This window comes from uncultured Bradyrhizobium sp., assembly GCF_947648125.1.
Classification (GTDB): Bacteria; Pseudomonadota; Alphaproteobacteria; order Rhizobiales; family Xanthobacteraceae; genus Bradyrhizobium.
The window spans coordinates 191817-207588 of record NZ_CANSMR010000013.1; the positions used below are offsets into that span (position 1 = coordinate 191817).

Annotated in this window: 15 protein-coding genes and 1 riboswitch; of the genes, 10 read left to right on the plus strand and 5 right to left on the minus strand. The window is 62.7% G+C overall.

Annotated elements, in window-relative coordinates:
- Window positions 1–71 precede the first annotated feature (71 nt).
- Complete coding sequence (locus Q0030_RS23160) at window positions 72–1469, plus strand: glycerophosphodiester phosphodiesterase family protein (RefSeq protein ID WP_298372012.1); 1398 nt, start codon at window positions 72–74, stop codon at window positions 1467–1469.
- A gap of 419 nt (window positions 1470–1888) precedes the next feature.
- On the opposite strand, the gene Q0030_RS23165 is transcribed toward Q0030_RS23160, so the two are convergent.
- The gene (locus Q0030_RS23165) at window positions 1889–2266 is read right to left on the minus strand and encodes a PRC-barrel domain-containing protein (RefSeq protein WP_298372014.1); all 378 of its coding nucleotides are present in this window, start codon (window positions 2264–2266) and stop codon (window positions 1889–1891) included.
- 287 nt (window positions 2267–2553) lie between these two features.
- Between Q0030_RS23165 and Q0030_RS23170 the strand changes: the two genes are divergently transcribed.
- Complete coding sequence (locus Q0030_RS23170; protein WP_021079973.1) at window positions 2554–3291, plus strand: response regulator; 738 nt, start codon at window positions 2554–2556, stop codon at window positions 3289–3291.
- A 2-nt stretch (window positions 3292–3293) separates the two neighbouring features.
- Window positions 3294–4652 (plus strand): ATP-binding protein, encoded by a 1359-nt coding sequence (locus tag Q0030_RS23175; RefSeq protein WP_298372017.1) that lies wholly within the window; start codon window positions 3294–3296, stop codon window positions 4650–4652.
- 46 nt (window positions 4653–4698) lie between these two features.
- Here the strand turns inward: Q0030_RS23175 and Q0030_RS23180 are convergent, their stop codons facing one another.
- Window positions 4699–4893, minus strand: coding sequence for a hypothetical protein (locus Q0030_RS23180; RefSeq protein WP_050403193.1), 195 nt, complete (start codon window positions 4891–4893; stop codon window positions 4699–4701).
- Between the two features lie 365 nt (window positions 4894–5258).
- Between Q0030_RS23180 and Q0030_RS23185 the strand changes: the two genes are divergently transcribed.
- The 6 genes from Q0030_RS23185 to thiC all read left to right on the plus strand — a co-directional run bounded on the left by Q0030_RS23185 (window position 5259) and on the right by thiC (window position 10953).
- Window positions 5259–5786: a lytic transglycosylase domain-containing protein gene (locus Q0030_RS23185; RefSeq protein ID WP_298372019.1), complete on the plus strand. Its 528-nt coding sequence runs from the start codon at window positions 5259–5261 to the stop codon at window positions 5784–5786.
- A gap of 199 nt (window positions 5787–5985) precedes the next feature.
- A riboswitch (TPP riboswitch) is annotated at window positions 5986–6129 on the plus strand.
- Complete coding sequence (locus Q0030_RS23190) at window positions 6117–7130, plus strand: FAD-dependent oxidoreductase (protein ID WP_298372021.1); 1014 nt, start codon at window positions 6117–6119, stop codon at window positions 7128–7130. (Overlaps the previous riboswitch by 13 nt.)
- Entirely contained in the window at window positions 7121–7318 is a 198-nt protein-coding gene (thiS, locus tag Q0030_RS23195) for a sulfur carrier protein ThiS (RefSeq protein WP_298372023.1), read from the plus strand. The genes Q0030_RS23190 and thiS overlap by 10 nt, the downstream gene beginning before the upstream one ends.
- A 176-nt stretch (window positions 7319–7494) precedes the next feature.
- Window positions 7495–8277, plus strand: a complete 783-nt coding sequence (locus tag Q0030_RS23200) for a thiazole synthase (protein ID WP_298372024.1) — start codon at window positions 7495–7497, stop codon at window positions 8275–8277.
- The gene (locus Q0030_RS23205; protein ID WP_298372026.1) at window positions 8264–8872 is read left to right on the plus strand and encodes a thiamine phosphate synthase; all 609 of its coding nucleotides are present in this window, start codon (window positions 8264–8266) and stop codon (window positions 8870–8872) included. The genes Q0030_RS23200 and Q0030_RS23205 overlap by 14 nt, the downstream gene beginning before the upstream one ends.
- Window positions 8873–9054: 182 nt before the next feature.
- On the plus strand, window positions 9055–10953 hold the full coding sequence (gene thiC, locus Q0030_RS23210; protein ID WP_298372028.1) for a phosphomethylpyrimidine synthase ThiC: 1899 nt from the start codon (window positions 9055–9057) through the stop codon (window positions 10951–10953).
- Between the two features lie 161 nt (window positions 10954–11114).
- Here thiC and Q0030_RS23215 read toward each other — a convergent pair whose 3' ends face one another.
- The 3 genes from Q0030_RS23215 to Q0030_RS23225 all read right to left on the minus strand — a co-directional run bounded on the left by Q0030_RS23215 (window position 11115) and on the right by Q0030_RS23225 (window position 15012).
- Entirely contained in the window at window positions 11115–12101 is a 987-nt protein-coding gene (locus tag Q0030_RS23215) for a RelA/SpoT domain-containing protein (protein ID WP_298372030.1), read from the minus strand.
- Between the two features lie 8 nt (window positions 12102–12109).
- Window positions 12110–13156 (minus strand): DUF262 domain-containing protein, encoded by a 1047-nt coding sequence (locus tag Q0030_RS23220; protein ID WP_363323480.1) that lies wholly within the window; start codon window positions 13154–13156, stop codon window positions 12110–12112.
- A gap of 185 nt (window positions 13157–13341) precedes the next feature.
- A complete protein-coding gene (locus Q0030_RS23225) occupies window positions 13342–15012 on the minus strand; it encodes an NAD(P)/FAD-dependent oxidoreductase (RefSeq protein WP_298372034.1) in 1671 nt (556 codons plus the stop codon).
- Window positions 15013–15176: 164 nt separating this feature from the next.
- Between Q0030_RS23225 and Q0030_RS23230 the strand changes: the two genes are divergently transcribed.
- Window positions 15177–15572, plus strand: a complete 396-nt coding sequence (locus Q0030_RS23230) for a hypothetical protein (protein WP_298372035.1) — start codon at window positions 15177–15179, stop codon at window positions 15570–15572.
- Window positions 15573–15772 lie beyond the last annotated feature (200 nt).

Sequence of the window (15772 nt, forward strand, 5' to 3'; positions counted from 1 at the left end):
CAGCGTCGGCCCTGTTCGGCTCGGCCCTTATGGCATCGCCCCGATGCCACGCAAAAAATGGAGACTTGGCCGTGAGGCAGATTCGTTCGCGACGGAAGCTGCATGTTGGCGCGATGCTGCTCGGTGCTGCGGCTTTGGCGGTCCTGCTGCCGTCGATGGCGTCAGCGCAAACCGGCCCGGCGCCGGCCGGCGCCAAGCCGTTCCTGACCGTCGACGGCAAGCAGCCGCTCGTGATCGGGCATCGCGGCGTGCCGGGCCTGGTGCCCGAGGAGACCGAGGCATCGTATGAGCTGGCCGCCGATCTCGGCACCGACGCGCTCGAAGAGGACCTGCATCTGACCAAGGATTGCGTGCTGGTGGCACGCCACAATCCATGGCTGGGCGACAACACCAACGTTGCCGAAGTGGCGAAGACCAATGCCGCGGTTGCGGCCCGCAAGCGCACGGCGCCGGGCGTTGCCGTCAAGGTGAAATGGGCGCAAACGCCGACCAGCGGGCCGGCCGAATATCCCACCGACCTGATCGATCCGGCCGATCCCAAATCGGTGCTGAAGGCGCTGATCGTCGACGGCGACGACCACACCAACGATTGGTCGATCACCGATTTCACCATGGCCGAGCTGAAGACCTGGATCGCCGGCACCACTTATGATGCAGCCAACGAACGGCCAAAACTGTTCAACGGCAAGTTTCCGATCATCAGCTTCCAGGACATCATCGACATCGCCAAGGCCAAGAGCAAGGCGACGGGGCGCACGATCTCGGTCTATCCGGAAACCAAGAATCCGACCTGGAACAATGCCCAGGCCATCGCCAATGGCTGCGGCGCGCCCGGCAGCCACCCGCTCGAGGACGCCCTGATCAAGATCATCAGGGATAACGGCCTCAACGCGAAGGACGCGCCGATCATCGTTCAGAGCTTCGAGCCCGGCAGCCTGAAATACATGCGCAGCCATGGACTGGAAACGCGGCAGGTCCAGCTGATCGACGGCAACGGCGTTGACTTCAAGACCGGCAAGGTGCTGCTCAATAACATCGCCAATTCCCGTCCGTACGACTGGACGGTCGCGGGTGACGGTCGCACCTTCGATGCGATGCTGACGCCTGCGGGCCTTGCGGAGATCAAGACCTACGCCGACGGCATCGGTCCGTGGAAGGCCTATATCGTGCCCTACAAGATCTCACCGTGGAAGGACAACAACGCCGACGGCACGCCCTACAAGGGATCGACGGCGGACGCGTCGACGCAGGACGCCACCAGCGTGATTGCCGACGCGCACAAGCTCGGCCTGTTCGTGCATGTCTTTACGTTCCGGAACGAGAAGAAATATCTGGCGGCCGACTATCGCGCCGACCCGAGCCTGGAATATCTGAAGTTCTTCCGTCTCGGCGTGGATGGCGTCTTCACCGATTTCACCCACACCGGCATCGCCGCCCGCGCTGCTTATTTGCGTGAACTCGGCTGGTGACACCGCCAACAAACGCGGATTTCATGCACTTTACGACAAATGCGCCTGGCATGGCCGGGCGCATTCGTCTTTCAGGCAACGTAATCCGCGTTAGTCGGTCGCGTATTTGAACTCGGGCATCATCTTCAACTCTTCCTTGGTCGCGCTTGGTCGCGCCCGATGCTGGGAACGCCATGGAAGCGATGCGGCAAGCCCGAGGGTTGCGCACCTTCCGACGCATGGAACGTTGCGGTCCTTGACGAAAGCGATCGTGATCTCTCAAGCAGGCTGCGGTTGAGCCTCACGACCGCGCCGGACGCGCAGTCCCTGATGTGACGATGTTTGGCTCACTAAGTCGTCCCGGCGAACCGCGCTCATCCGCACGCGCATGCCGCAGCGCGCCCGCGCCTCGGAAGCTGATTGAGCGCGACGTGCCGCGCTCAGAAGCCGCCCCAATAGGGCGGCACGCCGTAGAAGCGATGCAGCTCGACTTCCTGCGAGCGGTCGCCCCAATCGAAATCCTTGTCGGCGCGGAACGACGGCGCGCGCTTCAGCTCGTCATCCTCGATGTCGAGCTCATAGGCCTCGAACTTCGAGTTGTAGTGCAGCCGGCCCCACGGCAGCGGAAGCAGATTGGTTCCGATCCCGAGGAAGCCGCCGAAGCTCAGCACCGCGTACGACACCTTGCCCGAGATCTTGTCGATCATCAGCCGCTCGATATGGCCGATCATGTCGCCATTGGCGCGGCGCACCGCCGTCCCTTCAACGCGATCGCTTGCAATGAGCTGATGCGGCCTTGTCCTGACCTCGACAGCCATCTCACCCTCCTGGCCTGAAAGAGAAATAACGCGTCGCCGGGGGAACGGGTTCCGGCCCTGGTTATGGCAGCCGCCCTTCCCTTTTCCGTGCCGCCATATCGCCGCGGGACCGGCGTGCGGCATCGGAGACTTCCGCCCGTATTTCAACAGATTAGGCTTGATGACAGAACGATAACTTTTCTCCACAGCGTCGACCTGTTAACTCGTTATGCCGGGCAAGATTCCAGAAATACACTGAAACAAAATTCCTGAGCCGCTTCCCCCGAATCACGGACAAAAGAGTCGGTATGACCCAGGCTGCGCCCAATATCCTCGTCGTCGAGGACGACCGCGAAACGCGGTCTCTCATCGCAAAATATCTCCGCACCAATTCCTGCCATGTCACGACCGCTTCCGACGGCCGCGAGATGGCCAAGGCCATGACCGACCACCGCGTGGATCTGCTGGTGCTCGACGTCATGCTGCCGGGCGAGGACGGCCTCAGCCTGTGCCGCAAGGTGCGCGCGGAGTCGCAGACGCCGATTATCATGCTGACCGCGCGCGGCGAGGACGTCGACCGCATCCTCGGCCTCGAGATGGGCGCCGACGATTACCTGGCCAAGCCGTTCAACCCGCGCGAGCTGCTGGCGCGCATCAATGCAGTGCTGCGCCGGCAGGCCGCCGCGCGCAACGCCAGCGCGATCGAGGGGGCGACCACGCTGACCTTCCTCGGCTGGCGCATCGACATCCGTCTGCGCGAGCTGCGCAACCCCGAAGGGGCGCGCGTCGCCATGACCAGCGCCGAATTCGACCTGCTGCGCACCTTCTGCGAACGACCCGGCCGCGTGCTGTCGCGCGACAGCCTGCTCGACCTGACGCAGGGCCGCAGCGCCGGCTCGTTCGAGCGTTCGATCGACGTCTTGGTCAGCCGTATCAGACGCAAGATCGAGCCCGATCCGCAGGAAGCCACCATGATCAAGACGGTGCGGTCCGGCGGCTATGTGTTCACGCCGAGGGTGGAGGCGGTTGCCGCCACGAGCAACTGACCATGAAGCTGCTGCGCGTGCTGAGTCTGCGGGGGATCGGCGCCCAGATGGCGGCGCTGGTCGTCGTCTCGATCGTCGCGCTGCACCTGATCATCACCGCCACCTTCCTGATCCATCGCCCGGACCGGCCGGAGCCGTCCGATCGCTGGCACACCCAGCTCGCCGCCGCCGCACAACTGCTCGGGCACGCGCCGGCATCGGAGCGGCCGCGGCTCCAGGCCGACGTCATCAGAGCCTTCCCGCAGCTTGCGATCGGTGATTTCACGTCCGATACCAGCGCCCTCACCGAGACCGACACGCCGAGCCTGCACGCGCTGCGCCGGCTCGGCGCCGGCTATCGTGTCTTCCAGCTGCCGCGCGAGGCGGGCGGCACGCCGCATGACAACGAGATCCGCCGCGTCGCGATCCGGCTACCGGATGGCAGCATGTTCGCCGCGAACCTGATGCCGGACCAACACATGCGGCCGTTCTGGGGCGGGCCGTGGATGATGACGGTGCTGTTCGCCGTCATCAGCGTCACCTTGCTCGGCCTGTGGGCGGCATGGGCGCTGACGGCGCCGCTGTCATCCTTCGTCAAGGCCGCGGAGACCTTCAGCCTGAACGGCGCGGCCGCGCCGCTGCCCGAACGCGGCCCCGAAGAGATCCGCTCGCTGGCCAAGGCGCTGAACCGGATGCGCGAGCGCATCACGGCATTGATCGACGACCGCACCAAGATGCTGGCCGCGATCAGCCACGACCTGCGCACACCGATCACGCGGATGCGGCTGCGCGCCGAATTCATCGAGGACGAGACCCATCGCCACCGCATGCTGCGCGACCTCGACCAGATGCGCACGATGCTGGAATCGGTGCTGTCGTTCCTGCGCAACGACCGCAAGCTCGAGGAGATGACGCTGGTCGACATCGCGAGCACGCTGCACCTCGTTACCGACCAGTTCGCCGACATGGGACACAAGGTCAGCTACGAAGGTCCGCAGCACGCGATGGCGACCGCACGGCCGGCCGACCTGCATCGCAGCATCACCAATCTGGTCGACAATGCCGTGCGCTTCGGCGGCGAAGTTGCGGTTCGCCTCGACGTCAAGCCGGATCGCCTCGTCATCGACATCGAGGATGACGGCCCCGGCATTTCGGACGCGCACAAGGCAAGCGTGCTGGAGCCGTTCGTGCGCGGCGACCACGCGCGCAACATGGACGAGGCCGAAGGCTTTGGCCTTGGCCTGTCGATCGCCAACGCCATCGTGCTCGCGCATGGCGGCACGCTGTCGCTGCACGATCGCAAGCCGCATGGGCTCGTGGTCCGGATCGAACTGCCGGCGCGGCAACTGCTGCTGCATTCGCCACGGAAGTCCGCGGCCTGATCAACCGGGGCTGATCGGCGACGAAACCGAACCGATAATCAAGGCATCAGGCGGCGAGCGGCGTGAGCTGCGCTGTGTCGTAGATCGCGATCGCCTCGAAGCGGTAATTGCAGGCGCGGCAATTCCACAGGAACGACGTGCGCCCCTCGCTGTGCTCCACCCAATCGGGCCGGGCGATCGGCTTGCCGCATTGCGCGCAGGGATTTTCGCGAGGCATATAGCCGGTGTCCTGACGGACCATGGCGCATCTCCCGAATGTTGTTTCTTGCGTGCTTTTGAATGGACAGACGTGCTGACTCAACACGCTCGCTGTCACTGAGGAGTGTAGACCTTCATCGAGTCGTTTGCACGACAATCCGCTGTGGATAGTGTGCGGCACAAAGCGAGCGAGAAAATCGGAGACCAAAACAATTTTCGGCTGAGACGATTGAAGCAAACAATTTGATGCATCTGTCTTCGCTATCGCGTCGTCCGCTTCACCCGCACCCGGACAATCACGGACGCAGAACGTTCGCTGATGCGAAGGTTTTGCCACATTCCTGCCCGCTCGCCGTACCATTGAGACCGCAGAACCGACGCGCGTTTGATCACCCCGGGCGACCCGAGATGAAGACCATTCAGAGCCTTAGCTGCCTTGCCGCCGCGATCGCGGTGCTGGCGTCCTGCGCCAGTGCGCGCGCACAATCGCGGGCGCAATATGAGGCAATGGTGGCGGCCGAGGCCCAGGCCAACCTGGTGCCGGAAGAGCTGGTGCATCGCGTCATCGTGCGCGAGAGCAAGTACCATCCGCAGCTGATCGGGCGCGGCGGCGCCATCGGGATGATGCAGATCAAGCTCGCGACCGCCCGCGGGGTCGGCTACACCGGTACCGCCGAAGGTCTGCGCGACGCCGCGACCAACCTCAAATACGGCGTCAAATACCTCGCCGGCGCCTATCGCGCCGCCAATGGCGATTTCGATCGAGCCGTGCGTTATTTCGCGGGCGGGTATTACTACGTCGCAAAGCGGCAGCGCGGCGGTCACCTTAAGGAGGCGATGCATGGCGGCGCGGGCGCGCCACCGAAGGAGCTCGCCAAGCAAGACCAGATGTCGGCCGAGACCGCCGAGCCGAAGCCGGAACAGGCTTCCAAATAAGTGTTTGCGTGTCCCGGACGCGGTGCAACGTGCAAGCGTTGCTCCGCAGAGCCGGGACCTGCGTTTCGCGCGAATAGGCCCCGGCTCAGCAGCGCACCGCTGTCGCGCTGCGCTGCGTCCGGGGCACGAGCGCTCTGCGCACGCCGCGGTGCAGCTCGTGGCATACAAGTTGACACATCCGCCCATCCGCCTACATTAGGGGCGTTCCGAGGGGTGCTCCGAAGGAGGAGCTGAGATACCGCAAGCTTGGACTTCGCCACCATGGCGATCAGTTCGGGACCGCGGTGACCCTTTGAACCTGATCCGGGTCATGCCGGCGAAGGGACAGGGATGTACCAGACGTCAAGACTGCGGGGGGATTCCCCCGTCTCCATCATCGGCGCAGGCATAACCGGCGCCTGGCATGCGTTGTTGCTCGCAGAGGCCGGACGTGCCGTCACCCTGCATGAGCGCAGTGACGCTGCGATGACGCAATCCACAAGCCATTGGGCCGGCGGAATGCTCGCGCCCTGGTGCGAGGCGGAAGCCTCCGAGCCCGTGATCTCGCGGCTCGGCATTCGCTCGCTCGACCTGTGGCGACGGCATTTTCCGGAAACGGCGTTCAGCGGCTCGCTGGTGGTGGCGCATCCGCGCGACCGCGCCGATTTCGAGCGCTTTGCCCGCCTCACCACTGGTTATCGCCGGCTCGACGCCGACGGCGTCCGCGAACTCGAACCGTCGCTCGAGGGCCGCTTCGGTAGTGGCCTGTTCTATCCCGAGGAGGGCCATGTCGAGCCGCGCCGCGTGCTGCCGCGGCTGCATGCCGCGATCGCCAAGGCCGGCGGCGCCATCAAGTTCGGCAGCGACGCCGAAGCTGATGATCTCGACGGCCTCGTGATCGACTGCCGCGGTCTTGCCGGGCGCGACCGCGAGCCGAGCCTGCGCGGCGTCAAGGGCGAGATGATCGTCATCGAGACCGCCGAGGTCGAATTGTTGCGCCCGGTGCGGCTGATCCATCCGCGCTGGCCGCTTTACGTGATCCCGCGCGGCGATGGCCGCTTCATGCTGGGGGCGACCTCGATCGAGGCCGAAGACAACGGCGTCAGCGTGCGCTCGGCGCTCGAGCTGTTAGGGGCCGCCTATGTCGTGCATCCGGCGTTCGGTGAGGCGCGCATCGTCGAATTCGGCGCCGGCCTGCGCCCGGCCTTTCCGGACAATCTGCCGAAAATCAGGATCGAGCAGGAACGCATCACGGTGAACGGGCTCTACCGTCACGGCTTCCTGCTCGCGCCGGCGCTGGCCGAGCTGACGCTCGCCTATCTTTCGCGCGGCGAAATCGACAATGAGGTGATGCAATGCGCGTGATCATCAACGGCGAGCAGCGGGAGATCGCGGCTTTGAGCGTCGATGCGCTTCTCGCCGAGCTCGACTACGAGGGCACCCATTTCGCGATCGCAGTGAATTACGACGTGGTGCCGAAGGGCCGCTGGGCCGACACCGCGCTCAAGGCCGGCGACGAGATCGAGATCATTACGCCGCGGCAGGGAGGGTGATGTGAGTTTGTTCGCACGCTCCCTCCCCGTGTCGTCCCTGCGAAAGCAGGGACCCATACTCCGCGGCCCTTCAATGAGGCACGCGGGGCGACGTTCCCTCCGGCAATTGCCGATCGTGGTTATGGGTCCCTGCTTTCGCAGGGACGACAGCTTGATTTGAGGAGACACCACGGATCATGGTCACCTTCTACGGCAAATCCTTCCCCTCGCGCCTGCTGATCGGCACGGCGCTGTATGCGTCGCCCGCGATCATGCAGGGCGCGATCCGTGCCTCGGGCGCCAGCATCGTCACGGTGTCGCTGCGGCGCGAGGCGGCGGGCGGCAAGACCGGCGATGCGTTCTGGGCGCTGATCCGCGAGCTCGGCGTCACCGTGCTGCCGAACACCGCGGGCTGCCGCAGCGTGCGCGAGGCGGTGACCACCGCAAAGCTGGCGCGCGAATTGTTCGGCACGCCCTGGATCAAGCTCGAAGTGATCGGCGACAACGACACGCTGCAGCCCGACGTGGTCGGCCTTGTCGAGGCCGCCACCATCCTGATCAAGGACGGTTTTGAAGTGTTCCCCTATTGCACCGAGGATTTCTCGGTCGCCTCGCGGCTGGTCGAGGCCGGCTGCAAGGTGGTGATGCCGTGGGCCGCGCCGATAGGAAGTGCAAAAGGCATCACCAACCGCGACGCGCTGAAGCTTTTGCGCGACCGCCTGCCCGACATCACGCTGGTGGTCGACGCCGGGCTCGGCGCGCCGTCGCACGCCGCCGAAGCGCTCGAGCTCGGCTATGACGCCGTGTTGCTCAACACCGCGGTGGCGAAAGCCGCCGATCCCGTTGCGATGGCCAATGCCTTCCGCCTCGGCGTCGAGGCCGGCCGCATCGCCTATGAAGCCGGGCTGATGGAAGCCCGCGACTTCGCCTCCCCCTCCACCCCTGTCGTTGGGACCCCGTTCTGGCATGCCGTATCCTGATCCGTTCTATCCCGTCGTCGACAGCATCAAATGGGTCGAGCGACTGACCAAACTCGGCGTCGGCACCATCCAGCTGCGCGCCAAGGAGCTCGACGATGCCGAGGCGCTGCAGATCGTCAGCGACGCGCTGGCTATCACGAAGGGCACGCCGACAAAGCTCGTCGTCAACGACTATTGGCGCGCGGCGATCGTCGCCGGCGCCGAGCACCTGCATCTCGGCCAGGAAGACCTTGCCGACGCTGACCTCTCTGAAATCCGCAAAGCCAAGCTCACGCTCGGCGTCTCCACCCATGACGATTCCGAGCTCGCCACCGCGGTCGCGGCGAAGCCCGACTATGTCGCGCTCGGCCCGATCTTCTTCACGACGTTGAAGTCGATGCGGTTCGCGCCGCAGGGCATACCCAAGATCACCGAGTGGAAGAAGCGGATCGGCGCGATCCCGCTTGTTGCGATCGGCGGCATCAAGTTCGAGCACGCCGCCGAGATCTTCGCCGCCGGCGCCGATTCGATCGCCGTCGTCAGTGACGTCACCCAGAACGCCGACCCCGACGCGCGGGTGCGGCAATGGCTCGGCCTCCGTGCGGAGGCCGCGTGATGAATACAACCCTCGCCACACACACTCTGCCGTCATCGCCCGGCTCGACCGGGCGATCCAGTACGCCGCGGCGTCTCCGTATCCCCCCGCGGCCTCTGGAATACTGGATCCCCGCTTTCGCGGGGATGACAGCGGTACTCAATTCACGCGCAGCGATGCCAACGAACTAAACGGAGGATCTCATGAACATCCGCTCCAACCCCGACACCACGCTCCCCGCCGTCACGACAGGCTCGCTGCCCTCCTCGCGCAAGATCTTTGCAATCCCTGAGGCCGCGCCCGACATCCGCGTTCCCTTGCGCGAGATCATCCTGTCCGAGGGCGCCGGCGAGCCGAACCTGCCGGTCTATGACACCTCGGGCCCCTACACCGATCCGGCCGTGACGATCGACGTCAACAGCGGCCTGCCGCGCAATCGCCTCGCCTGGGTCAAGGAACGCGGCGGCGTCGAGGAATATCAGGGCCGCACCATCAAGCCGGAGGACAACGGCAATGTCGGCGCATCGCACGCCGCCAAGGCCTTCACCGCGCACCACAAGCCCTTGCGCGGCCTCGACGGCCACAAGATCACGCAGCTGGAGTTCGCCCGCGCCGGCATCATCACCAAGGAGATGATCTACGTCGCCGAGCGCGAGAATCTCGGCCGCAAGCAGCAGCTCGAGCGTGCCGAGGCCGCCCTTGCCGATGGCGAAAGCTTCGGTGCCGCGGTGCCGGCCTTCATCACCCCGGAGTTCGTCCGCAGCGAGATCGCGCGCGGCCGCGCCATCATCCCCTCCAACATCAACCATGCCGAGCTCGAGCCGATGATCATCGGCCGCAACTTCCTGACCAAGATCAACGCCAATATCGGCAACTCGGCGGTGACCTCGTCGGTCGAGGAAGAGGTCGACAAGATGGTGTGGGCGATCCGCTGGGGCGCCGACACCGTGATGGACCTCTCGACCGGGCGCAACATCCACACCACCCGCGAATGGATTTTGCGCAACTCGCCGGTACCGATCGGCACCGTGCCGATTTATCAGGCGCTGGAGAAGTGCGAAGGCGATCCCGTCAAGCTGACCTGGGAGCTCTACAAGGACACGTTGATCGAGCAGTGCGAACAGGGCGTCGACTATTTCACGATCCACGCCGGCGTGCGGCTGTCCTACATCCACCTCACCGCGAACCGCGTCACCGGCATCGTGTCGCGCGGCGGCTCGATCATGGCGAAGTGGTGCCTGGCGCATCACAAGGAGAGCTTCCTCTACACCCATTTCGACGAGATCTGCGACCTCATGCGCAAGTATGACGTCTCATTCTCGCTCGGCGACGGCCTGCGCCCCGGCTCGATCGCCGATGCCAACGACCGCGCGCAGTTCGCCGAGCTGGAGACGCTCGGCGAACTCACCAAGATCGCGTGGGACAAGGGCTGCCAGGTCATGATCGAGGGCCCCGGCCATGTGCCGATGCACAAGATCAAGATCAACATGGACAAGCAGCTCAAGGAATGCGGCGAGGCGCCGTTCTATACGTTGGGCCCGCTGACCACCGACATCGCGCCGGGCTATGACCACATCACCTCGGGCATTGGCGCGGCGATGATCGGCTGGTTCGGCTGCGCGATGCTCTGCTACGTCACGCCGAAGGAGCATCTGGGTCTCCCCGACCGCAACGACGTCAAGGTCGGCGTCATCACCTACAAGATCGCGGCGCACGCGTCCGACTTGGCCAAGGGCCACCCCGCCGCGCAGCTCCGCGACGACGCGCTGTCGCGTGCCCGCTTCGACTTCCGCTGGCAGGACCAGTTCAACCTCGGCCTCGACCCCGAGACCGCGAAGAACTTCCACGACGAGACCCTGCCGAAGGAAGCCCACAAGGTCGCGCATTTCTGCTCGATGTGCGGCCCGAAGTTCTGCTCGATGAAGATCACCCAGGACGTCCGCGACTACGCCGCGACACTCAACGATCCGACCGGCGTCGGAGCGTCGATCTCAGGCACGATCGAGGACGGCATGGCAACGATGAGCGCCAAGTTCAAGGAGATGGGCGAGAACCTGTATCTCGATGCGGACAAGGTGAAGGAGAGCAATCGGGTGTTGTGAGGAGCCGACGGCGACGCCGGCTTGCACGGCGTCGCTGCCGCGATGGAGCGCTCTCCACTTAAGGCCCGAATGCCCTTGTTGCGCCGACTCACAGGCTGGGCGACAAAATATCAATCGGCGGACGCTCCTGTCCAGATGGGCGCGCCATGCCTCCCTGCCTACTAGTTTTTCTTGTCGTACTTGAAGACTGGAGTGAGAGCGCGCACTTCAGGAAAGAGTTGCACCAACTGCTCGGTTACGTGGCAGGAGTATTTTTGTAGCGGCCCAGTCAGCATTCCGCCCTGGCAAAGCATTCCCATACATACTTGCAGGAGTGACGCGCTTCTCGGAAATGACTCCTCGGTGAACGCTCGCAGACGTATGTCTAATTCAGATAGAGCGTCTTCTAACCTTACCTTCTTTTTCGACGCCCGAATCATCGACGTCAAGTTTTCCGCGAACCGCGTCATGTCCTTCGGGCCAGCTTCGCTCGGGATTACCCCATCGGAATTCAGCTTTTCGATCAAGTCGACCACTCGTTGCCTGTCTTTCAGCTCAGGCCACGGCGATTCGCTAATTGCCGCTGCAAGCTGTTCAAACTGGACGATGGAAAGATCGAGTTGCTCCGTCGCGGATTTTATTTGGGCGGCAAGCCGAAATCGCCTCCAATCAATATTGTCTGACTTGTAGGTAAGGGGATGCGTAGAAACAGTCCACGCGTGTTCAAATGCTGTTCGAATTTGAATTTCGAACTTAATGTCGAAAATCGAGAGTGAATCCCCGACATCGAGACCCTCGGGCATGTTGATAAACCCGTACAATCTTGTGGAATCGAAACGAAACACTTCCGGTGATTTTCTCGTGGACGACCTTCGCTTAACGTCGACGATACGGAAAACCCGACTACAGTAGTCTAACGCTGCCTCCTCGTGAGGTAGGTTAGGAATAACCATCGTACACGCAACGAGATCGTCCAACTCCTCGAAGGAACCATATCGACCGGTCTCAATTTTTTCTGCTGCCGATTCGATCGTCTTTATGCGAGCTATGAGCGGAAGCAAGTTTGATTGGGCATAAGGCCGCAACGAATTCGTTAAACGTTGTTCGATCTCTTGCAGATAGGGCGTGAGTTCCCCGTACGCCTTAATCAGGGGCTGCGGAATGTTCACGGATTTGCCTATGGTACCGCAATGTTTCCGGAAAGAATTTCAACTAGAGTATTAATTCTGGTTTGCCTGGGTCCTGCATCGTTAGACGCTGCACGGCTCGCGTTAAAATACGATAGGGCGGGAGGAAAGGCGTTGCGCTTCTGCTCGTCCTCAACGACTTCGATAAAGCGATCGAGACGGTTAAATGCCGGTGCTGAAGCGGGCGCTTGACCCGATCTGGACAAGGAGCATACGGCTCCGACCAACGAGTAGAAATCGGCTTGGTTCTTGAGCCGAGTACGCGCCAGATCGCCCGAATTATCACTCCTCACTATTTCATCGATCTTCTGGATCGCTTGTCGATACTCACCCACCGTGTCTTCCATCTTCTCCCATTCCGGGTCGCGACTGCTAAATGCAGCATCCAAATCGTCTTGGGAATAAGACTTCGGTCCCTCTTCGATCAACAACAGGAGTTGGGCGATGAATTCGCTATCTCGCATCTGCTTTCGCGATGCAGGCTGGATAAACGGAAAATTCCTTGGAAGAGTCGCGAAGGTCCATTCCGACAATTCCTCCACCTTGGAGATAAACAGCCCCGAAAACTTTGCGTGGCGCAACTCTTGACGAGTTAGCTTGGCAACATTTCGATTAATGCGGTCGAACACCGTATTGATGAGGTTTTCATCCTCCGATGGGATGAATTCGACAGCAAATTGATATCTCCAGAAACCGCGCTTTGTGTCGTCATCCAGATCTTTGAAGTATTTGTCGCGATGCTTTGCAATCGACGCCTCGGAGGAGACGGGAAATTGATTCCCGGCAAACTCGAATAAAGTAAGCAGTCGCTGCTTACCATCGACAACGCTGTACTTTGCCACACCTTCTGGGGCGATATCTTCGTAAAGAAATATCGCTGGACAGGGATACTCATTGAGAACCGTGTCGACGAAGAAATCCTTGTAGGGTTGATTCCAGATGCTCCTCCGTTGATAGGGAGGATCCATTTCTAGAAGATTCCTGTTATACAGATCCCATAGCCAGGACAGGGATTGGAAGGTTGCTTTTCTTTGCATCGTTGCACTTTGCTCGCGCCATAGCTGCGATTAGACATGTAGCTACTTCTAATAGAATACCGTACGAGCGCAGAACGCAATACTGAGACGGTTGATAGGACCGATCTAAGCCTGATCTCGGTCTTGCGCCACAAAAACGTAGTCATGGAGCAAGCGGCGGAATCAAGCCGCTGATAGACGAAAGTCTATGCCGACGCACTAACCGTCACCACCTTTACGTCGGTACCCGAGCCCCCACCAAACTCGATCTCCCGATACCCCTCCGCCGCCACGCCGTTGATGATCCCCAAGAACTTCGGCGTGCCGCCGTTGTAGACGAAGTAGCGCACCGTCCCCTCCTCATGGCCGGGGACGTTGGAGTTGTAGCCGGTGAACCAGCCCTTGGCTTTGCGCATCAGCATGATCTCGTACATCTTTTTGACATGCGCGGTCCAACGCTCCTGCGCTTCCAACGCGGCGTCGGCGCGGGTCAGACCGCGGTCCCACATGTATTGCAGCAGGTTGGTGCACCAGTTGACGCCGTTCTCGATGCCGCGCGGGAAGTTCGTCGACGCGGAGGCGCTTTGCGGGCCGGTCGGCATCAAGAGGTTCGGGAAGCCGTGCACGAGCATGCCGAGGAAGGTCGACGGCGCCTGCTTCCATTTGTCGGCGAGTTTTGCGCCGCCGATGCCTGATATGTCGATCAGATCATAGGCGCCGGTGATGGCGTCGAAGCCGGTGGCGTAGACGATGATGTCGAAGTCGTAGTCGCGCTCGGTGGTGCGCAGGCCGGTCTCGGTGACGCGCACCAGCGGCGTCTCGGAGAGATCGACGAGATGCACATTGTCGCGGTTGTAGGCCTCGAAGTACCGGGTCTCCAGCGGCAGGCGCTGCACGCCGAAGCCGTGATCCCTCGGGATCAGCTTGTCGGCGACCTTCTGATCCTTCACGCGGCCGCGGATGCGACCGGCGATGTATTCCGACAGCTCCGCATTGGCGGCCTCATCCATGAAGATCTCGCGGAAGTTCGCGAGCCAGATGCCGAAGCCGGGCTCGTCGTAGAGCCTGTCCCACAGCTTAAGCCGCTCCTCGCGGCTCACCTCGTAGAAGCCACGCTTGTCGGGGCCGTGCACGAAGCTGCCGGGCGTCAGTGCGCAGGCGGCGAAGATCTCGTCATAGCGCGCGCGGATGTCGGCCATTTCAGCTTCCGAGATCTCGCTGTTGTTGAGCGGCGCGCTCCAGTTCGGCCGGCGCTGGAACACCGTGAGCTCGCCGACCTTGTCGGCGATCTCGCCGATCACCTGGATGCCGGTGGCACCGGTGCCGATCACGGCAACCTTCTTGCCTGCGAGATCGACCGGCTCGTGCGGCCAATAGTAGGTGTGGAACGAGCGGCCCTTGAAGTCGGAGGTGCCGGGCACGCGCGGCATGGTCGGCGCCGAGAGCAGCCCGATCCCAAGCACCACGAAGCGGCAGGTCAGGGTGCGGCCGTCGCTGATCCTGAGCTGCCAGAGATCGCGCGTTTCGTCGAACTGCATCGCCTCGACCTTGCAGCCAAACTGCATGTATTTGCGCAGGTCGAACTTGTCGGCGACATAATTGAGGTAGCGCAGATTCTCGGGCTGGCCGGAGAAGCGCTCCTTCCAGTGCCACTCGTCGAGCAGCTCGCGCGAGAACGAGAAGCCGTAGGTGTAGCTTTCGGAATCGAAGCGGCAGCCGGGATAGCGGTTCCAGTACCAGGTGCCGCCGAGATCGGGCGCGGCTTCGAGCACGGTGGCCTCAACGCCGAGATCGGCGAGCCGCTTGATCTGGTAGATGCCGGCAACGCCGGCGCCGACCACGATCACCTCGTAGTGAGTCTTCGCCTCTCCCGTCATGTCCTGCTCCCGAAATTCTTCTTGATCTGTTGCGCTGGATTACAGACCCTTTTGCCTGATCAGGCAACCGGGCGCGACGTGTGGTCCGGTCACGCGACTTGCGTTGAGGCGCTACCTGCACCACATCGATCACTGCAATTCGACGCGCAATCCGGAAGAGCACCATGACCGACAATCTCACCGGCGTCTGGGACGGCAGCTATGTTCAGCCAGGCAGCATGGTCACGTTCCTGGCGACGCTGATCGACGCCGGCGGCGCGCTCGGCGGCAGCGTGACCGAACCCTGCGTGATGCCGGGCTGTCCGCTCAGCTCGCACAATGCTTCGCTCGCGGGTCACCGCTCCGGCAGCGCCGTCTCGTTCGTCAAACGCTACGAGCCGCGAGGCTACGGCTATGACACGGTCCACTATGAAGGCGCGGTCAACGCCGACGCGACCGAGATCGACGGCCGCTGGAGCATTCGCGGCACGGCGTACTCGGGAACGTTCCTGATGGTGCGCTCGGCGGGGCCAGCGCAGGCTGTCACGACTGAAGACGAGATCAAGGAGCCGGTGCGCTAGCGCGTGACGGGCTTAGGTTGAACGGCAGTCGCAGAGGCGGTGCGCTCCCTCTCCCGCTTGCGGGGGAGGGCTGGGGTGGGGCTCTCTCCACGAGTCGTATTGTGGAGAGAGCCCCCACCCGGATCGCATCTTCGATGCGATCCGACCTCCCCCGCAAGCGGGAGAGGTGCAGCAACGCTGCCGCCGACCAATTCTCGAAC